General features: G+C 43.0%; 18 protein-coding genes. All 18 read right to left on the bottom strand.

Features of this window, described 5'->3' with window-relative positions; translation table 11 throughout:
• Nucleotides 1-42: 42 nt before the first annotated feature.
• A complete protein-coding gene (locus tag C7Y66_RS15210; RefSeq protein WP_106546242.1) occupies nucleotides 43-1,428 on the bottom strand; it encodes a sugar transferase in 1,386 nt (461 codons plus the stop codon).
• 685 nt (nucleotides 1,429-2,113) lie between these two features.
• Nucleotides 2,114-2,728: an NTP transferase domain-containing protein gene (locus C7Y66_RS15205; protein WP_106546241.1), complete on the bottom strand. Its 615-nt coding sequence runs from the start codon at nucleotides 2,726-2,728 to the stop codon at nucleotides 2,114-2,116.
• Between the two features lie 4 nt (nucleotides 2,729-2,732).
• Complete coding sequence (locus tag C7Y66_RS15200; protein ID WP_106546240.1) at nucleotides 2,733-3,848, bottom strand: XdhC/CoxI family protein; 1,116 nt, start codon at nucleotides 3,846-3,848, stop codon at nucleotides 2,733-2,735.
• Nucleotides 3,845-4,414: a (2Fe-2S)-binding protein gene (locus C7Y66_RS15195; protein ID WP_304529358.1), complete on the bottom strand. Its 570-nt coding sequence runs from the start codon at nucleotides 4,412-4,414 to the stop codon at nucleotides 3,845-3,847. Before C7Y66_RS15195 ends, C7Y66_RS15200 begins: the two co-directional genes overlap by 4 nt.
• Before the next feature lie 76 nt (nucleotides 4,415-4,490).
• On the bottom strand, nucleotides 4,491-5,204 hold the full coding sequence (locus C7Y66_RS15190; RefSeq protein WP_106546239.1) for an NHLP leader peptide family RiPP precursor: 714 nt from the start codon (nucleotides 5,202-5,204) through the stop codon (nucleotides 4,491-4,493).
• A 372-nt stretch (nucleotides 5,205-5,576) separates the two neighbouring features.
• Nucleotides 5,577-6,302, bottom strand: a complete 726-nt coding sequence (locus C7Y66_RS15185) for an SDR family oxidoreductase (protein WP_015154214.1) — start codon at nucleotides 6,300-6,302, stop codon at nucleotides 5,577-5,579.
• A gap of 210 nt (nucleotides 6,303-6,512) precedes the next feature.
• Entirely contained in the window at nucleotides 6,513-6,968 is a 456-nt protein-coding gene (locus tag C7Y66_RS15180; RefSeq protein WP_106546238.1) for a VOC family protein, read from the bottom strand.
• A gap of 36 nt (nucleotides 6,969-7,004) precedes the next feature.
• Nucleotides 7,005-7,823, bottom strand: coding sequence for a nuclear transport factor 2 family protein (locus C7Y66_RS31875; RefSeq protein WP_199197449.1), 819 nt, complete (start codon nucleotides 7,821-7,823; stop codon nucleotides 7,005-7,007).
• Between the two features lie 62 nt (nucleotides 7,824-7,885).
• Nucleotides 7,886-8,263 carry a nuclear transport factor 2 family protein gene (locus tag C7Y66_RS15170; protein WP_015154217.1) on the bottom strand — a complete coding sequence of 126 codons (378 nt, stop codon included), beginning with the start codon at nucleotides 8,261-8,263 and terminating at the stop codon, nucleotides 7,886-7,888.
• 136 nt (nucleotides 8,264-8,399) lie between these two features.
• A complete protein-coding gene (locus C7Y66_RS15165) occupies nucleotides 8,400-8,849 on the bottom strand; it encodes a hypothetical protein (RefSeq protein ID WP_106546237.1) in 450 nt (149 codons plus the stop codon).
• A gap of 38 nt (nucleotides 8,850-8,887) precedes the next feature.
• Nucleotides 8,888-10,597 (bottom strand): thiamine pyrophosphate-binding protein, encoded by a 1,710-nt coding sequence (locus C7Y66_RS15160; RefSeq protein ID WP_106546244.1) that lies wholly within the window; start codon nucleotides 10,595-10,597, stop codon nucleotides 8,888-8,890.
• 82 nt (nucleotides 10,598-10,679) lie between these two features.
• A complete protein-coding gene (locus tag C7Y66_RS15155; protein ID WP_106546236.1) occupies nucleotides 10,680-11,507 on the bottom strand; it encodes a type 1 glutamine amidotransferase domain-containing protein in 828 nt (275 codons plus the stop codon).
• 38 nt (nucleotides 11,508-11,545) lie between these two features.
• A complete protein-coding gene (locus tag C7Y66_RS15150; RefSeq protein ID WP_106546235.1) occupies nucleotides 11,546-12,229 on the bottom strand; it encodes a DJ-1/PfpI family protein in 684 nt (227 codons plus the stop codon).
• Between the two features lie 564 nt (nucleotides 12,230-12,793).
• A complete protein-coding gene (malQ, locus tag C7Y66_RS15145; protein WP_106546234.1) occupies nucleotides 12,794-14,305 on the bottom strand; it encodes a 4-alpha-glucanotransferase in 1,512 nt (503 codons plus the stop codon).
• Between the two features lie 782 nt (nucleotides 14,306-15,087).
• Complete coding sequence (locus tag C7Y66_RS15140) at nucleotides 15,088-16,110, bottom strand: SMP-30/gluconolactonase/LRE family protein (RefSeq protein WP_233222686.1); 1,023 nt, start codon at nucleotides 16,108-16,110, stop codon at nucleotides 15,088-15,090.
• A 145-nt stretch (nucleotides 16,111-16,255) separates the two neighbouring features.
• The gene (locus tag C7Y66_RS15135) at nucleotides 16,256-17,026 is read right to left on the bottom strand and encodes a glucose 1-dehydrogenase (protein WP_106546232.1); all 771 of its coding nucleotides are present in this window, start codon (nucleotides 17,024-17,026) and stop codon (nucleotides 16,256-16,258) included.
• A complete protein-coding gene (locus C7Y66_RS15130) occupies nucleotides 17,023-17,859 on the bottom strand; it encodes an MIP/aquaporin family protein (protein ID WP_106546231.1) in 837 nt (278 codons plus the stop codon). Before C7Y66_RS15130 ends, C7Y66_RS15135 begins: the two co-directional genes overlap by 4 nt.
• Nucleotides 17,860-17,909: 50 nt before the next feature.
• Nucleotides 17,910-20,639, bottom strand: coding sequence for a glucosidase (locus C7Y66_RS15125; protein ID WP_199197448.1), 2,730 nt, complete (start codon nucleotides 20,637-20,639; stop codon nucleotides 17,910-17,912).
• Nucleotides 20,640-20,812: the final 173 nt, after the last annotated feature.

Below are 20,812 nucleotides of genomic sequence, written 5' to 3'. Positions count from 1 at the left end.
TTTGTTCTAAAAGGCACTCTATCGGTTCGATGGCTTTTCTGTCTACTGCCAAGCGCCAAAAACTGTCCGAAGTATTGCTATATAGAAAATATCTAAAATCAGAACATCTTTAAAGTTAGTAATTTCCGAACGACCGGATGTTTGCCAAAGACCAGTTATTCCTGGTAAAACTTCGTGGCGAATTAATTGAGCTTCCGAAAGTTGCTCAATGTCCCTGAGCGGTAGCGGACGAGGACCAACTAAACTCATTTCACCACAAATTACGTTGAAGACTTGGGGTAGTTCATCTAAACTATAACGTCTTAAAATACGTCCAACTTTTGTAAGTCGAGGGTCATTTTTAATCTTAAATAATATACCGTCTTTCATTTCATTGAAGTTTTCTAATTCCTTTTGAAGCTTGTCTGCATTATTAACCATTGTTCTAAATTTCCAAACATTGAAGTGTTTACCATGCAAACCTACGCGAGTCTGTTGATAAAATATAGAACCGGGAGAATCTAGTTTAATTAAAAGCGCGATCGCCAGATATAGAGGTGATAAAAATAAGATAATTAGAACGGCTAGGCAAAAGTCAAAACAGCGCTTGATCCGAAAATCTAATCCTGCAATTAATGGAGGAGAAAGTTTGAAGAAGGGTATGCCGCTTTTTAGTGATAAAAATGCTCCCATTTTCTCCTCTGCAATTTCTTCTAAGCTAAGTGGCAAAATATTGAGTGTTATGCCATGATTACGCAATTTCCAATAAAGAAACATTCGTTGCTCTATTTTGTGCCAAGAACAAACAAATACTTCGGTTGCTCCTGAACTAGTAATTTCATCAACTACTTTGTCTATACCATATTTCTCTAATGCGTAAATTGGCAAATATCCTATAATTCTGTAATGGTTTTCTTGTTCTAGTAACTGGGTAGCTTTTTCAATATGTGTTGGAAAACCAATAATGAAAATTGGATTATATATTGTACCTTGTTGGCGTAGCTTGTTAGTAGTAAAGTTCGCGCACAGTCGTCCAGCTAAAGAGAACAGTACGCTGAGTAACCAAGCCCAAAAGAAAGTAGACCAGGGAATAAAATGATGTGATTGATAGGAAAAGACAATCGATAGTAGTAAAAAATGGGATAAAGTTAGTGCTTCGATTGAGCTTACATATTTACAGTATTCTTCATTAGAGTTATATAATCCTCGCGCTACCATTATCCCAATATGAGCAATCGGAATCGGTAAAAGTAAGTTATTCAACTTCCAGGGAAAATCTAGAGGAGTGCAAAGAGTCTGGGTGGTATGCCATGCCAAAGATAGAAGTATGTAATCCACTAAAACTAGTATGATGCGTTGCACCCAATCTACACCAATTCCCTTACTTAAGGTTGTAAAGATAGGTGCGCGAAGATCTAAATTAGCAGCTGAAGAAGCGATCTTAACCATCTTTAATTCCTTTCTTAATACGTAGTAAGTTCTAGAATTACTATTGTTGAAAACATGTGTAGTAGACCTATTGCTTGACTTAATTGCATTACCGTTCCAATAAAAATTTATTAAACCAGATTAATATTTTTGAATCATTTTTTACTTGAGGTAGCATTTTGGTTACTTACTTTCAGTTTGTACCACTGTACTACCAGAAGCTCGGAGAGCCAACCAAGTAGTACGTGCAATCGTTGAAAACTAAGCTGTGGCATGAAATCCGTTCTGTTTGTAAGTTTCTTTGTCTTAATAGTCACTACAGTTACTTGAATGTTGAATTTGATACCTTAGCTTAGAGCTAAAAAAGTGAAAAACTTGGAACAAAATCAGACATTATTGATATGGGTTTAATTCCGGGATTGTGTTGCAAAAATCGGTGCTGAGCAGACATAATATTATTTTTAGGTAGAATATTTTGTCTTAATGAACCCTAATTATCCCTCTCAGTAGGGACATTTTTAAATGCGAAATTATTCTGCCATGTGTGAAGTCGTAAGTCGTTTGCAACAGGTGTGGCGTTAGAAGCACTTTCCCAACAGAGTAGTGTGCTGAAAGCTTTTTGGGCAAAAACTAGGAAAGCACTTTACTCGTGCTGAAGCACGCCTCTATACTCTAGGTTAGTATCATTGTTTGCATCGTTCAGAGCTTAACCCTCTGTCTGGTGCTTGGAAACCACTTCAGATTCCAATTGCTGGAGGTCGTCCTTAGTATCGATATCATGTGGATTGCCGATGCGATCGCAACTGACTTCCACAACTGGGTAAACTCGCATCAACTGTCTGGCTCCTTCGTCCCCCTCAAGTTTCATGGCATCAAACCACAACGAACGAGCAAGGAGGACGGGGTTGCGCCGAGATCCTTCATAGGTAGCTACAACAAAAGAAGCTCCTTCATGGTATGCAGCTACGAGACGACGGTAACAAGCAGCCGTCACAAATGGTTGGTCGGCAAGTCCAATACAGAGAGCATCAATAGATTTATTCGGCTCTAACATCCACAGAGCTTGTTTTAGACTTGAAGCAATTCCACTTTGCCATTGTAGGTTATGTACTATACTCACTCCTGGTAAGGCTGCGGCGGCTACTTGCTGGGAATTGTAACCGACGACAAGTAAAATTGGGGCAAGACCGCTATCATCAGCAGCCTTAAGAGCATAGGAAACTAGCGATCGCCCCCTAAACATTGCTAAAGGTTTAGGAAAATTCCCGCCAAACCGAGAACCTCTACCAGCAGCAAGGATAGCAATAGCAACCTGTCCCATATGCTTACTTGACGTGAATTGATTTTTGTTGGCTCTGAGAAAGCCTACAGCCGCTACGTCCACTCTTAAGCGCGATAACTTCAGCCATAATTGACACAGCCGTCTCTTCTAGAGAGTTAGCACCAATGTCTAGCCCAATTGGGGCGCAAATCCGAGCCAGTTCAGTTTCAGTGAGTCCAACTTCCTTCAGACGACGAACTCGATCTGCGGTGGCTTTGCGGCTTCCCATCGCGCCAATGTAAGCTGCTGGTGTTCGTACTGCGGCTATGAGCGCAGGAACATCAAACTTAGGATCGTGAGTGAGTACGGTAATAATAGTACGAGCGTCTATCTGGATGCTTTGCAGATACTGACCGGGCGAGTTCACCACGATCTCGTCAGCTTCAGGAAAGCGTGCTGGTGTGGCAAAGCGAGACCGAGCGTCACATACGGTTATTCGGTAGCCTAACATCTTACCTAGCTTGCAAAGCGATCGCGCAAAATCAACAGCCCCGATCGCAATGAAGTGCGGTTGGGGTACAAAGGACTCAATAAAAATTGCCACATCCGCCTGCCCGCATTCGCCGTTAGCACCGTAGTAGCTCAAGTTTTTCCATCCCTGAGTTAACAGCCTTTGAGCGTCACGAGACACCGCCTGGTCTAGCTCTGTGTTGCCAAGAGAACCAGCGATCGCACCGCGATCGGTCACTAACATCTTAGCTCCAACATTCGTCCCCTCAACTAACGTACAGAGTGCTATAGGCTGCTCTGATGCTTTGCAGATTGCATCAAAGACGAAATTCATTGACAGCTCGCTCCTAAAGCACTTTTGCGTGAGGGGTTCTACGAAAACTTGAATAGTGCCTCCGCAGGTCAAACCAACCACAAAACCCAGTTCGTCAGCCATTCCATATGTTACTAGCCGTGGCTGATTCAGCGCGATCGCTGCTAGTGCTTCCTCAACGACTGCCCCTTCAACGCACCCGCCACTGATAGAACCAGCGACCTCGCCGCTACTCGATACAGCCATGACAGTTCCAGGTTCTCTGGGACTTGAGCCTTGAGTGCAGACAACAGTTGCTAGTGCTACAGAGTCACCCTGATTCCACCAGCGTTTGATATCAGCAACAACGTTCCTCATTGACTTTTTGCCTTTAGGGGTACATTAGCTGTTCGCGCAATTGGTAAACACTCATGAGCCGTTACGGTTTCCGGCTTAGCTATTATAGATTCCATCTGCATTTTTTCTACAGCATAATGTACGGCGCGAACGGCGTTTGGATAGACACCACAGCGGCAAAAGACACCATCCAGCCAATCTCGAATTTCTGCTTCGCTAGGTTTAGGGTTATTTTGTAATAAATCCATGAGTGACATAATCATAGCTGGCGTGCAGTAACCGCACTGTAGCCCGTGCATGTTCCAGAAACCTTCTTGCAATGCACTAAGTTGACCGTTTTGAGCAACGCCTTCAATCGTCATTACATCGCTGCCACTGGCTTGAACTGCCAAGACCGCACAGCTTTTGACTGACACGCCATTCAGCATTACTGTACAAGCACCACACTGTCCCGTATCGCAGCCACTCTTTGTTCCCGTTAGATTTAGAATATCGCGGAGAAAATCTACAAGTAGCAACCGTGGCTCAACATCTGTCGTATACTGTTTGCCGTTGACTTTGATGACAGTTTGCATAAGATTTTGCATAAAATTGTTTTTCTGAAAATGTGTTTTTCTAAAAATGAGACGCAGAAGCGATCGACATAGCAAAACAGCTTTTCGTTCAGCTAACTATCCCTGTCACCGTGTTCTTTGCTGGCTGCCGGAAACGTAAATTAACCAACCACCACCACCATGTATGGGATACTTGCCACCACTGTCCCATCGTAGAATTTTCGTCTATTTGATTAACTTGCGGGTTTTTAGGTAGTACAAAATAAATGAGATTTGAAGTTTCCTGTAGGGATTGAATCTTCAAATTGGGAGGAAAGACTGCTCCCATTTCTGCTTCAAACGTAGCTTTTGGATTAGATGTAATTTTCTCATGGAAAGCCTCATTTGTCCAAATACGAGCGATCCACAATGCTTGCAAGCTCTCTCTGTAAGCTCTGGCTTTCTCAGCACCGCAAAGATAATAGTATGTCGTCCACCAAGTATGACCCAACATCCACCAAGTAGCAAGTTGTTCGTACCGATACCATTGCTCTTCTGCTCGCGGAGTTGCAGGAATCACAAAGTAAAATGTATCCTCTGGTTCCTCTAAAACTCTAACTTCTACGTTGGCGGGAAATGTAATATCCGATTCCCGTTCAAAAACGGCTTTTGGATCGATCAGTATTTCTTGCTTAAGTAATTCATCATGCCAAACACGGTCAATTAGTCGTGCTTGTAAAGCCTCGTAGTAAGGTCCAAAATCTGTAACATTTACATTCGACCACAATGTTCTAACTTGAGGAAACTGAGTTAGAATATCTGTAAAGTTAGTACTTGCTTTCATTGTCTATTCTCGTTTCTCTTCCTTATTTGTAAGGGTGAAACTCTATGTTTTAAATTTATCGGTTAAATTATTTAAGAGCAAGGACTTTTATTTTGTTTAATGTTAGAATTATTTTGCTGTTTATTATTTCTATTTAATGACTATTAGTTAATAAAGTTTTATAAATTAATAGCTTTAAATATAGAGTAAAAATAATTATTTTACTTGTTCTTTGCCCTATAAATCCTATAAAATACCTGTGAAAAAGTTAATTTTGACACATGCCAGATACTTAAAAGGTGAGAGATATTAGCATTACTCTCACCTACTTATATAAACTACAACCTTTTAAAACAGACCCTACTGCTTTTGTTGATACCAGTAAAAGTCCACCTACACTGGCTGAGCTACTGGTACAGCTAAAAGTCTAGGGATCAGAATATTACCTGGTTGCTCTAGAATAAATCGAACGCAACGAGCCACATCCTCGCTCTGAAGTGGGTTTGGCACAAGTTCGTCATAACCTTTCATCCCACGCGATTTCCAAGAGTCGTACAGGTTAGTAGCAACTGCACCAGGCTCAACTGTGGCAACACCAATACCAGAACCAGCCAACTCCATCCGCAAGGAATCAGTAAAAGCTTCTAAGGCGTGCTTAGTACCGTCATAAACCGCTAACTTGGGAGTCGTTTTCAGTCCAGAAATACTAGACATATTGATGATATAGCCACTACCCTGTTGCTTAAAATGCCGCAGTGCTACGTAGCTCATTCGCACTACAGCCTCAAAATTAATCCGAATCATTTTACACAAAGCTTCGATGTCTGCATCCTCAATTGACATCATATGCATTACACCTGCGTTGTTGATGACAACATCCAGACGACCCAATTTTTCTAAAGCTACATCAACCAAGTGTTGTGGCAATTCAGAATCGGTTATCTCTCCTGGTACGATCGCCGTTTCATTATTCATTTGAGCGGCGAGTTCTGCCAGTTTTTCTGGCGATCGCGCTGTAATCAACAGCTTCATCCCCGCCGCATCTAAACTCTTGGCGATCGCTGCTCCAATGCCGCTACTAGCTCCTGTAACAATTGCTACTTTATTTTGTAAATCCATAGTGGCTCCTTTTACTGTTAACTAAATCGACTGATGCTCATGTAGTGTGCCTACATCTCTTGAGTAGCTCAAAGCTAGCTCTAATTCTCTTAGTTAGAATGCCTTTCAGCTTAAGGACTAAAAAACACTGACGCAAGGATCGAAACTTCGATGCAAGTTAACAATCTTTCGATTTAACTATCTTGCTCTTATGTGTCAGTGTTGATTTTTTCAGTAAATAGAAGCAACTTCTTCATTCACCTCTAGAGGCGGCGGATTATCCTGGTCGGTATATCCTTGGCTAATCTCGATAATGTTACCGTTTGGATCGGTAATCCAAACCGATCGCCATCCACGGATAAACTCATCAAAGTTGAGCGGTCCTAGAGAAATTTTGGCATCCTTACCCATTTCTGCTAGCTTTGCATCAACATTATCCACCTGAAAGCCCAGGTGTCGCCAGCCCGGATAAGCGGGTCCATCGTTACGAATCTGGTAAGCAGGAGATTCTTCTTTTGCTTGAATCAGCTCAAGATACATATCACCCAATTTCAGAAACACAATCTGTTCCTTGCCAAGTGGTGCGACCCGAGCGCGTTGGAAGCCGAAATATTTCGTGTAAAATTTTTCAGTTGCAATTGGATCTTGGCAGCTGATTGCCATCTGAGAAAATTTGAGCCAAGCCATAACTTAGATCCTTACTAAAGCTGGACAAGAACGTATTTATGCGTATGACCCATCGGGATATTGAACGACACCAGCGAAGTGAACGGCAATTTTGCCATCACGCAATACCCAATTATCGTAGAAACTCATTTCACCAACTTCACCACTAGTGCTGCGAGTTTTGAGACTTTCTACCATCATTAGCGTATTCTCAGTCTCTGCCCACTGGTTGAGCGAGACTTCCAAATCTTCTAAACTGAAAATGCGGCTTTCAAAAAACTCCTTGAGCTGCTGTCGTCCACGAATGTAGAGCGGCTGGCGATTTTCAGTCAGGGTACTAATTAGTAGCAGATCCTCGGCGTACTGGTCGAGCAATCCTTCGACATTCTTGGCTTTGATAAAACCAATATGCTCTTTATAGAGCTTACCTAAAGGAGATGCAGGAATTGCTCCGACCTTTCCTGCATTAGCATACGTGCTATCTGGATACTGAATGACTCCAGCAAAGTGAATAGCAATCTTACCATTTTGCAAATACCAATTGTCGTAGAATTCAACATTGCCGACCTCACCGCTAGTGCTGCGAGTCTTGAGACTTTCCACCATCATCAGCGTATTCTCTGTCTCTGCCCACTGATTCAGCGAGACTTCCAAATCTTCTAAACTGAAGATGCGGCTTTCAAAAAATTCTTTAAGCTGTTGTCGTCCACGGATATAGAGCGGCTGGCGATCTTCAGTTAGGGTACTAATTAGTAAAAGATCTTCGGCGTACTGATCGAGCAATCCTGCAACATTTTTTGCTTTAATGAAACCAATATGCTCTTTGTAGAGCTTGCTCATCGGAGACAATAGCAGTTGTTCCATTGGTGTTTTCATAGTAATCCTTTATGCAGGAGATGAGAACGCAAGTAAGTTTTAGAGACAAAATGCGGCTCAGACTAAGCCCAAATCCAAAAACCAAAATGATAAGCAATTTTGCCGTCGCGCATCATCCAAGCATCTCCAGCATTCACTGAACCAAGATCGTTATTGAAATTAGCTTGGAAGAAAATAGTATCTTCAGTCTCAGTAAAATCAAGCGACTTGAGATCGATATGACCGATCGCTTTCATGTATTTATGAAAAAACTGTTTAATGTTTTCACGACCTTGAATTGTAATTGGTGCGGGCATGTCAGCAAAGCCGTTGAAATAGGTGATTAACACAGCGTCTTCCGTGTAATCTCTATCTACCATCTCATCGACCTTTCCAGCTGCGATCGTCTCTAGATGGGTATTGAAAAACTTGCGCCCAGGAGAAATTGTTGAAGTTACCATTGTCTGACCTCTTTTGATTTGTAGTTAAACTGAATTGACGAAATAGTTCGAGAAATTATCTCTTATGACACTCTTCTATGGAAAATTCCACTTCCACCGATCGCGGATGCTGATGATGGAAGTAGAAAATTTTGCCTTAAAGCCGAGCAGACCCCTCATAATAATCAAGAGAGTCTACAATATACGTCTCAATGACTGCTTTTCCTGTCTGAGGCGATCGCTGCACTACCCAGGTTTGATAAGCGTCTAGAGTAATCCGATCGCTTTTTGCTGCTGGTGGATTCCACACGCTAGCCTCCCATTTCACCACCACTTTGACATCAGCCTTATCTCCTTTGGGAGTCACTTGAACTTTTTTTAAGGTGTGAACTTCGTCGAAAAAAATACCAATCACGCGCTCGTACCAATCTTTGAATCCATCAAAGCCGTAGACAGTTGCTTCAGGAAAGCACATTTCTGAGCCTTGCTCAGCCAACATGGAGATATATTCCTCAAGTGGTGCGTGAACGTCTAACTTTGAATACCAGTCCGCTGCTAATTGCTGCACTTCAACTTGAGATAGAGCTGCAACATTACTTAACGTCATTGTTTTTCCTCTCGATAACTGTTAGAAACACTGGTTTACTATTGACCGCACTTAACACCAATTTTTGAGCCTGCAACCTCATTGGTCAGTACTAAGTCAATTAAGAAGGGTCCATTGTAAGCTAATGCTTTCTGAATGGCTGATTCGATCTCATCAGGCTGTTCAACTCGTATAGACTGAACTCCCATAGCCCGTGCTAACTCATCAAAACGGATGTCTGGATTGCCTATGGTGAAAGAAGTTGGAAAATCGTGTTCTGCAATTCCTCGCTCGCGCCAATACTGCATAATATTGAGCTTGAGTATTTGATAACTGTGATTGTTGCAGATGACAAATTTAGCATCAATGTTGTGATGTGCAGCAGTCCACAATGCCTGAATGGTGTACATACTGCCACCGTCACCAGTGAAACCAATAACCGTTTTATCTGGATTAGCCAGCTTTAAACCAATTGCACCTGGAATACCAACACCAAGGGAACCACCCCGCGTTTGAAAATAATATCCCAAAGTTGTAGGGGGAATGTAACGACAAAGTTCTTCAGAGTTAGTGATTGCTTCATCGAAAATTACCGTATCTGGTGGTATATGCTGAGCCAAGTCTCGCGCAAAACGCGACAGATGCAAAGGTACTGAGTCGCAGACAGCTCGATCGGACTCAAGCTGAGTCGTTAATTGCTGCTTTTTAGCTTCAGCTATCCGAATAGATCTTTGAAATGCTTCCTGCTGCTGTTCGGGAGTCATCATTGATTCCAAGGTTGTACCTAGAACTGCAAGGGTAGTTTTCGGATCGCTAATCAGTCCGAGATCTACTGGGAAGTTTTTTGCAATCTCATAGCTATTTAAATCAATGTGAATCACTTTTGCATCGGGAGCAAAAGCACCAGATAGTGCAGGAAAGACTTCAGGGAAAACGTAAGTACCGCAAATTAATACTGCATCTGCTTGGGAGGTGATGCGGCGACTAACTTCGCCAAACATATGCCCGAGCAGTCCCCCAAATAGAGGATGGGTAGCGCTCATGTTTGGTTCCGATGAATCTGCTCCCCATACTTGAGCGCCAATTAGTTCGGCAACGCGGATTAATTCAGCTTGAGCATCTGAAAAAGCCACGCCGTCACCTACCACAATTAAAGGCTTGGTTGCAGTAGCTAGTATACTTGCGGCTCGTTCGATCTGTTCTGGTTCGGGGGTAACTCGCGCGATTGGGAAAGAAGTTGGGATCGCTTCTTCTTCATTAGGAGCATCAAGGATATCCATTGGCAGACTAACGAAGACAGGACCCATTGGTGGCGTACCAGCAATCTTAATTGCCCGACGCAAGACTCGTAAAAGAGAAGCAGGATCGACAACCCGAGTAGCCCATTTAGTCACGGGCTTGGCTATGCTCACAAGGTCAGATGCCATCTGAGCATCCATTGCATCGTACGTGATGCCTGCTTCACCAGCTAGTACGACTAGTGGCGCATGACCACGCATCGCTTGGTACATCATGCCAATTCCATTTCCCAATCCAACACCACTGTGTAGTTGCACAACAGTTGGTTTTTTGGTGGCACGGGCATAGCCATCAGCCATACCTACTGCAATCGTCTCTTGCAAGGCAAAGACATATTTAAATTCAGGCTCGTAGTGACTTAAAGCGTCCAGAAATCCCTGCTCGACTGTGCCAGGGTTGCCGAACATGTATTGTATGCCATCTGCAAGCAGTTGCTCTATAATCGCAAAGCGCCCATTTCTGTTAGCCATAATTTTCGTTTTCTTGGGCATAATCTATTTGCTGGTAGCGATCGCACAGTTATTGCTGAGCCAAAAATCGCTTGGTTGAGATTTACCATCCATACCGTCTTAGCCCTTTCTCTAAGACTTCTACTAACTTCTGACCAGTTGTATAGGAATCTGCGGTAGACCGTCCCGTGATAAATGGATAGTCCACAATTACAGAAATCTCTCTGCCAAAATTACCGTGATATTCTCCGTCTGGAGCTGTTGCATCACTGAGGATATACTCTAGAGGATAAGGAGGTGGACCCATATTAATGTCGCTACCAATAAACCCAGTCCCATCTAAGTAGTCATACTCTTTACAGTGACCAGTGACGTGTTTACCTCGAATAATACTCTTGCGTTCTACTAGGTCGCGAGCAAAAGCCAGACAAGTTACGCCATAGCACTCCGCAGCGATCGGCTTCCCTAGCTTGTAAAAACCGAGAACCAGGTCATGGACTCTATGGTTGTTGACCAAATCGACGATTGGACCGCTACCACCTACTATCAACAGAGCATCATATTGCACTAGCTCCTGCTGCACCTCGTCGATCGCGTTGTTGTAGGCTTCCATTTCTCGCAGAAACTTTTCAGCACTCCAGTAGGGGCGATCGGGCAACCATTCTGAAAGGATGATTGGATTATCTAGTCGAGGATTCTTTGGATCTTCTAATCGCTTGACTTTCTCCGCCATCTCCTCAGATACGACTGTCCGACCTAAAGGAGGGTCAACGAAAGTAGGATCTAAGCTGGGAGGAAGCGCTACTGGTCTTTTACCAGTCGGAGTTGCAAAGTCAACTTGGTATCCTGCTGCATCAAAGGTTTCCAGAGGACCTACTAGTTCTTCACCCCAGTAGCCGTACTCTGACAGAATTGTCAGTATTTTTTTCATAAAATTATCTCCTGCATGTGAATTTGTTTTTGAAACGATCAGCTAGCCGCTCTTGCTCTTGCAAGGGGAGTAGCAGTTTTTTTGGTTGAGAAGAGATTTGTTGCTGAGGAAATTTGTTGGATTCGTTCGGTAATAGCGTCTATAAATGGATATACTTCGTGTCGCGACCGACCAGTAACAAGATCGTCATCTACAACTACTCCTGTAGGTGAGGGTTCGTAAATTGCACCAGCATTCATGATGTCTGCAAGCACGACCTCATGACAGATCACTCGTCGTTCTTTCAGTAACTCTGGCATGGGTGTTAATATCCACAATCCATGACATAGCGCCCCTTTGACAATCTTAGGATTCGCCATAGCTTTCGCATAAAATTGTACTGCTGGCGAAGTGCGGACTTGTTCCCCACCGATTGGTTGACCCTCTGGTGGTTGGAAGAAACGCAGACGTACGCTGGTGTAATTGGCAGTCATGATCACGGCTGCGTAGTCATTCAGATCTACGTTTTGAAAATCGATATCCACTTCTATAGTTCGAGGCGTAGCACCTGTATCTTCATCGCTGAAGAAGCGGACGCTTGGTTGATTCCAAAGCCTAGACATTAAATGCACCGTTGCTTTTAGTTCTGAAAAGCGCTGCTGGTACGCTTCAATTTCTTCAGGAATGAATTCACTTTCGAGAAGAATGGCAATTTTCTTACCTCCAAGGGATCTGGGTATCATATTAGTTAGATGTCCTTGTTTTTGTGCTTATTTATTGACTGGATAATTGTAGTGAGAGCAAGTGTTTAGTAGTTCAATTTCATTTTATCGAGTATAAAGTTCAGGGAAAATGGTTGATTTTTTGTAGCAAGTTCATATTTTTTTGACTTTGCTTTAGACCTCCTGCATGAATCAAAAAATCATGGATGTCATTCTGTTGGCGAAGCCTTCCCGAAGGGTACGCAACGCAGTGTAGTGAAGAATCTCCCAGATGTTTCGCTTCGCGTGTGAATGACAATTCAAGTATTCACTCAGGAGGTCTTTTGTGTTGATTGTTTCATAAGAAAATCTCCATTTTTTTGTGAAAAATCGCATTTTCGATAAAGACAAATTTTCAGAAATACAGCTACTTTTTTTTAAGTCTAAATGTGGCTGTATTTAATTAATGCCTGCCAAATACCATACCCTTAGAAGCATTTCTATTGGGAAGAGGGGCGAAATATGCTAATAATCCGGCTAACACAAAAAGTATTAAAGTAGCGACGATGGGAAATTTGTGAGGTGTCATTGTTTGTAGTCAGAAACTTAAAGAATAGAGGTTCGACCGTAAGTTTCAGCGATCTTTTTGAGGCGATCGCGCAGTTGTGGCGTTAAATTAGACTGTTGATATCGCCAACCCCAGTTTCCTACTGCTTTACCAGGAAAATTCATGCGAGAGTTCGTACCTAATCCCAAAATATCTTGAAGGGGGGTAATTGCGCGATCTGCAACAGAGCTTTGCGCCAAGCGAATTAAATCCCAATGAATTTCCTCCGAACTCGTACAACCCAAATAAAACCGGACGGCTGCTCGTGCTTGTTCTGACAACTGGTTAAACCAGCCTACAGTCGTGTCATTATCGTGAGTCCCCGTGTAAACGACACAATTGTGTGAATAACTAAACGGTAAAAAGCGTTTTTCTATTTGCGTGCCGTCGCCAAAGGCAAATTGCAAAATTTTCATCCCAGGAAGTTCAAAGCGATCGCGCAACGCCTCCACCTCGGGTGTAATCGTTCCCAAATCCTCAGCAATAATCGGTAAGTGACCTAGCTTGTCGTTAAGTGCCTTAAAGAAAGCTTCTCCGGGGGCTTCAATCCATTCTCCATTCATGGCAGTGGTTTCGCCCTGTTTTACTGCCCAGAAAGCCTGGAAGCCTCGGAAGTGGTCAATGCGAATTAAGTCTACATAGTGAAGAATGGATCTGAAGCGTTGCAACCACCACTCGAAGTTCTCCCGCTGTAAATTTTCCCAGTTATAGACTGGGTTGCCCCACAGTTGTCCTGTAGCACTGAAGTAATCTGGTGGTGTTCCTGCCATCAGTGCTGGTTCACCTGTCGCTGGATCTAGGCAAAAATTTTCGGGATGCGCCCAGACATCAGCACTATCATGTGCTACGTAAATAGCAATATCTCCTACAATTTGAATGCTGCGTTGGTTGGCATAACGTTTTAGTTCTGACCATTGTTGGAAAAATTCAAATTGGAGATATTTATAGTAAAAGGTATCCGTGCTTAACTGTTGCTGCCACTGTTCGATCGCGGCTGGCTGTCTTTTAGCGATCGCTGGCTCCCAATGATTCCAACTAGCACCTTGGTGAGCATCTTTGAGTGCCATAAATAGAGCGTAGTCATCTAACCAGTAAGCATTGCGATCGCAAAATTCTGAAAACTCCTGTTTTTCAAACGATGTAGCATTTGCTTCAAAGTTCGAGCAAGCTTTTCGCAGCATCGGTATTTTCGTTGAGATCGCTTGCTCAAAATCTACTGTTTCAGCATTAAACTCAGGCAAATGAGCCAAGTGAGCTTTTTCTAACAAGCCTTTTTTCTCTAACAATTCTGGACTAATCAGCAGTGGATTTCCTGCCATTGCTGAATAAGAGGCGTAAGGAGAATTACCTCTTCCCGCAGGTCCCAATGGTAATATCTGCCATAGTTGCTGTCCGCTATCCGCTAAAAAGTCAATAAAGCGATAAGCCTCTATACCTAAGTCTCCAATGCCAAATTGACTAGGCAAGGAAGTAGGATGCAATAAAACTCCGCTAGTTCGGCTGAAGGACATAATTAACCTCTAGTAAAATATGTTTACTCAGTGGCAAATAGCTTTATTTTTGTCACCGATTGACTTAATTTTCCTCTTCGTTAAAAGCTGTCAACACACTCGGCTTACAGCGTTTAATCTCGAACTTAAAAAGATTTAAAAGATTGTTCTTGAAATATCCGTCTCAGCATGAGATCGCGATCTACTCTGCGAGAACGCTGCGCGTATAAGAGCGTTCGCGTTCTATAAAAGTTAGGCTTTGTGCAATCTCAAATCAGCTCTATGCAAGAAATCTAATTTAAGATTATCAACCAGGCAGCATAGTTACAATGATTTAAGTTTCGGAGCAAGTTTGTCTTCTTTAGATTTTATTTATAATTATCTCTCACATAGAGATCTAAATTAATTTGCAAACGTTTTCCGTATAGAGACGTTACATATAACGTCTCTATACGGTTTCTATAAAAAGATCTGATTTTATAAATTTATAGTTTGGATTTGTTTTTAAATTTATTAACAAAAATCACTTAATTTAAGCGCTCAAAAAGATTTAAAACCAGACTTTTTATTTTTAATTCTCTGTAGTTTTTTAGATGTTAAATCAATTTTCCGATCGAGCTGACTTTAAAACGCACAATATTTGTAATTGAATATATTTTAGCTAAAAAACTCGCTAAGAAGTGGATAGATTAGCTAGAAGATAAACTATTTTATTCAGACTCAACCGAATAGGATGAAGTAGCGCGATCGCATATTTTTAATCAGAAAAACTGACTTAAGACTTATTTATAGCATTTAGAGCTTCAGTCATTTTTCTGAGTCGTGGTAATTGCTGGTTGACGAGGACGGATATCTAACCCCTGCACGCCTAGATCTAGGCGAAAAATACCTCCTTGACCTGCTTCTGTCTCAACACCACCAGTTACAAAAAGACTTTTTAAATTCGCTCCACCAAAAGCACAATTACTAGTAGTTAGATTACCACTCGCATATCGACGAATTAACTGACCCTTAGAGTTCAGTACTTCTATATGGCGCGTACCGTAGTGAGCTATATAGAGATTTCCCGCAGCATCCAAACATATCCCATCAGGCTTGTTATCGATTTCCCCTGCTTGTTTGACAGGTAAAGCAAATACTTTTTTCTCCCCCAGCTTTCCTGGCGCTAGCACATTATAGACAGCTACTATATTTTTATTACTTTCACTGACAAAAAGACGTTGACGATTTGGAGTGAGGACAATTCCATTTGCGAAGGCAAGTCCACTAGCCACCTGGTTGAGTTTACCTGCGGCATCGACGTAGTAGACTGCACCATTGGGATTTTGAGGATTTGAGTCGCCAGAATCGCTGAAATAAAAACCTCCTTGCGGATCCACAGTGATGTCATTGGGATATATTAATGGTTTGCCGTTAAACCGATCGGCAATTATTTTTAATATATTGCCATTAGCATCCAACTGTAGCACCGAATTTTTGGCAGCAACAATATGAGAACCATCGGACAGAATTTTGTGTCCGTTAACTCCTTGAACCTTAGCCCAAATTCGACTGGAGCCATCAGGCGATACAATCGTAATCGTTCCTGCTTTAGTTTGAGAAAAGTAGAAATTGCCCTGGCGATCGAAAACAATTCCCTCGCTGTATTTGTCACTTTGCAGGACTTTTTCTGGTGAGATAGTATGCGCTGCTGGTAATGTTTCTTGTGGAGGAGTGACTATAGAGCGATCGGACACAAGTTTCACATGCTCGGATACGGTAGATGGAGTATCTAGCTTGGTATGACTACAAGAAACCAACACTGTAGAGCTAAACAAGAGTGTCATTATTTTCCGCATAGTTAAAACCCTCTGTAAGTTGTACTTATTTGTTTCATAAACCTCGCTCCGATCTGCAAATTCTGTTATGCCCCATTTAAAGACGAGAGCGAGGGTAAGAGCGCGATCGCCTCTTTTGGCAATACACAGCGATTTACTGCTCGTGATAGTTCCACAGCAGCCCACCGTCAACAAAAAAGGTAGAACCAGTGATGTAGTCGGCATCAGATGAAGCTAAAAAAGCAACCACAGGTCCAATATCTTCTGGTTTACCTAAACGCCCTAAAGGAATATTTTGTAATAACGCTCCTAGCTTTTGGGGGTCATTTAAGAGATTAGTATTGATGGGAGTCTCAATTGCTCCAGGGGCTACGTTGTTAATTGTAATTCCCAGCGAACCTAGTTCGACTGCCAAGTTTCGCATAACCATCTTTAACCCACCCTTACTGGCACAGTAGGGCGTGAAGTGGGGAAAAGGCAGTTCTTCATGCACGGAACTAATATTGATAATTTTGCCTTTGCGTTTAGTTTCAATCAAATGTTGTACGATCGCCTGTGTAGCGAAAAACGCACCTTTTAAGTTAACATTCAGCACTGCGTCATAATTAGCTTCGGTAACGTCCCAGAAATCAGTGTTCTTACCATCAACTCCAGCATTATTCACCAAAATATCCAGTTGACCAAAATATTGAATGCTTTCAGCAACTAATCTACGAACATCACTAACTACTCCCAAGTCTGCCTGAACGATATAACCTTTACGTCCAGTTGCTTCTACTTGTTTTAACGTAGCTTCTGCGCCTTCTGGATGTGAGCGATAGTCAATGACTACATTTGCTCCTTCCTTGGCAAGGCGGACAGCAACCGCGCTACCAATCCCCTGACTGCTACCAGTCACAAGTGCAACTTTCCCTTCAAGTTTCATAACTTTCTCCTTGTTGTCCGAAAAACATCAACTTTAGTAGGGCTGCAATAACCGCAGTTGGCATGGTGACAGGGAATGTCTGATGCATGAAAAAGCTTGCTACAGTAAGATTTTCCAGTACCAATAATTCCCTGTCGATACAGGAGTGCAGCTAAAGCAGCTCCAAGAGGTGGAGCAATCCAGTAAATCCATTGATCCTGCCAAATCGAAATTAAGGCAGCTGGAGCAAAAGAGCGGGCTGGATTCAGACTAGTGCCAGTCAGGGGTGATTCAGTAGACACCAGAAAAGCAACTAGCGTCCCGGCGATCGCCCCAGTCCAAGGCATAATGGACGAATTGACTGAGATTAAAATTGTCAACATCAGCAAAAATGTAATGCCAACCTCAATCCCAAAACCCATTATTGGTGATACTCCTTTCCCCAACAGAGTTGCGCCCAGATGAACGCTGCGAGCAAAGTCAGACCATAATACGAGTACTAAGGCAGCACCGATCGCCGCACCAATAACCTGCATGAAGGCGTATGCTAAAGCATCGCGGGTAGAGATTTTTTTCATCAGCCAGAAGCCCAAAGTGACTGAGGGATTGAGATGTCCTCCAGAACGTTTGCCTAATGACGAGTAAGCGATCGCCGTTCCTCCCCCAGCAAAACATAAAGCTGTGAGACATAAGCGCACGTTAGGGTTGGGGATTAACTTAACGATTGGAGATTCTGGGCTAAAATTCCAGCAAACCCAAGAGAGACCGTTGAATATCATTAACATTGTGCCTACCAATTCTGCGACGTAAGCAGGGATAGCACTGGGTCTGCTACTGGCAATCCTACGTTTCATCTCAGGTTCCTCAACTCGTTAAGTTATAGATTGGGCAATGCTTTCAGTCACTAAACTGTTAAAGGTTGGGCTTGTGCTTCTGGGCATTTAGAGTTGCTCGTACTGCGATCGCGATATTCTCCACATTGTTGGATCAGTTTGGCGACTAATCCCGTCCAGCCAGTTTGATGACTAGCACCAATTCCCGCACCGATATCGCCATGAAAGTATTCGTGAAACAAAATTAAGTCGTGCCAGTGAGGGTCAGTTTGGAACTTTTCAATTCCACCGTAGACGGGTCGTTTGTGAGACGAATCTTCTAGAAAAATTCGCACTAGCCTTTGGGACAATTCAAATGCAACTTCCCAAAGTGTCATCATGCGACCAGAACCAGTAGGACACTCTACTTTAAAGTCATCTCCAAAGTAGTGATGGAACTTTTGCAGCGACTCAATAATTAAGTAGTTGACGGGAAACCAAACCGGACCGCGCCAGTTAGAATTTCCGCCAAACATACCAGTGCTAGATTCTGCTGGCTCGTAGTCCACGCGATACTGATATCCATTGGTTTCAAAAACGTAGGGATGAGACTCATGAAATTTGGAAACTGCACGAATGCCGTAGGGACTTAAAAATTCGCTTTCATCCAAAATTCTTTTCAGAATGCGCTGGAGTTTTTCACGATAGGCGATCGCCAACAGTCTTCTTGCCCCTACTCCAGGTGATTCCATGCAAGCAACATTTTGGCGTAGATCTGGGCGATTTCTAATAAACCATTCCATCCGTCGTTTGAAACCAGGGAGACGCTGCAACATTTCTGGTTCCAAGGTTTGAACGGCAAATAGTGGAATGAGTCCTACCATCGAACGTACTTTTAACGGCAACCGATCGCCATTAGGTAGATGCAATGCATCATAATAAAATCCATCAACTTCATCCCAAAGGGATATTTCCGTCTTACCAATGCCGTCGATTGCATCAGCAATGTAGAGAAAATGTTCAAAAAATTTGCTGGCAATATCTTCATAGGTAGAGTCTACTTTTGCTAGTTCCAGAGCGATCGCCAGCATATTCAGGCAATACATTCCCATCCAGCTCGTGCCATCCGCTTGATTGATACGTCCACCCGTGGGAAGTTCGGCGCTTCTGTCAAAGACACCAATGTTATCTAATCCTAAGAAGCCGCCTTGAAAGACGTTATTGCCTTCAGCATCTTTCCGATTCACCCACCACGTAAAATTCAGTAATAATTTTTGAAACACCCGCTCTAGAAAATTCGTGTCAGCACGACCGTACATTTTACGTTCAATCTGATACACGCGCATGGTAGCCCAAGCGTGAACGGGCGGATTTACATCACTAAAAGCCCATTCATAAGCTGGTAGTTGACCGTTAGGGTGCATGTACCATTCCCGCGTCAAGCGACTCAATTGACGCTTGGCAAAGTCTGGATCGATCGCCGCTAGTGGAATCACGTGAAAAGCCAAATCCCAAGCGGCAAACCAAGGATATTCCCACTTGTCTGGCATCGAAAGAATGTCATCGTTAAATAGATGAATCCACTCACGGTTTCTGCCATGCCGTCGTTCGGCTGGTGGTGACGGATTTTGGGGATCGCCCTTCAGCCACTCATGGACTACATAGTAATAATACTGTTTGCTCCATAACATACCTGCAAACGCCTGTCGTTGGACATTGCGTTCATCTTCTGAAATGGAGAACGGACAAATTCGATGATAAAATTCATCTGCTTCTGAAAGCCGAGTTTGCAAAATTTCGTCAAATTGAGTATCAAAAGGCTGAATTAAACTCGGCGAATCGCTGAGGCGTAGCCGCACAGTTTTGGTTTCACCTGCTCCAATTTTCAATGTGTAATGAGCTGCACTTTTAGTGCCAATCCGATTTGGGTTGACTGCTGCTTTTCGACCTTCTACTATGTAATCGTTGATTCCATCTTTAACGTAGGGAGAAGCATTGCTGGTTCCAAATAATTTCTCAAAGTTGGTTTCATTATTTGTAAATAGCAGTTCTGTTTCCCCATCACAGTACAACCATCTATTTTCTAACGTTGGATGGATAGCTTCAATCACACTGAAATCGGAATCGGATTTAACGACTTTGAGCATTGGTTGCTCTTGGTGAGAATTCCAAGACCAAGTATTCCGAAACCAGAGTGTAGGCAGTAGATGTAGCGTTTTTGCTTCCGCTCCTCGGTTAACGATACTAACTTGAATCGCAATATCTTCCGGTGAATTCTTAGCGTACTCAACGAAAACATCAAAGTAGCGATCGCCTGCAAATATACCCGTGTCGAGCAGTTCATACTCTAAATCTTGACGACTTCGACGTTGATTTTCCTCAACAAGTTGCTGATAGGGGAAAGCCTGTTGAGGGTATTTGTACAAACACTTCATGTAGGAGTGCGTGGGGGTGTTATCCAAATAAAAGTAATATTCTTTGACATCTTCCCCATGATTGCCTTGATTTCCCGTCAGACCAAACATTCTCTCTTTGAGAATGGTATCCTCTCCGTTCCACAGGGCGATCGCAAAACAAAGGCGTTGATGGTTATCAGAAATTCCAGCAATTCCATCTTCTCCCCAGCGATAAGCGCGAGAACGGGCGCGATCGTGAGGAAAGTACTCCCAGGCTTCCCCAGTCGCACTATAGTCTTCTCTCACGGTTCCCCACTGTCGTTCGCTCAAGTAAGGTCCCCAACGCTGCCAGTGAGCGGTGCGTGAAGCGGAGCTATCCCGAAGGGAATCGCGGACTTGTTGCAATCTTGCTTCTTCTCTGGTCATATCTTTTCTGCCTCAATACTAGAGCTAATATTCATTGGCTAGCGATGACAATCTAGACGGCAACTACAGAATGCAAAACTATAGCGGTTTTCAATTGGATGCAATACATGTCTGGTAGGGGCGCTTTCTCTGTGCGCCCCTACAAATGTCATCCGCACAATCGAGAATTGCTA

The organism is Chroococcidiopsis sp. CCALA 051 (assembly GCF_003015105.1).
GTDB classification, from domain to species: Bacteria; Cyanobacteriota; Cyanobacteriia; order Cyanobacteriales; family Chroococcidiopsidaceae; genus Chroococcidiopsis; species Chroococcidiopsis thermalis.
This window is presented reverse-complemented; position numbering and strand designations above follow the sequence as displayed.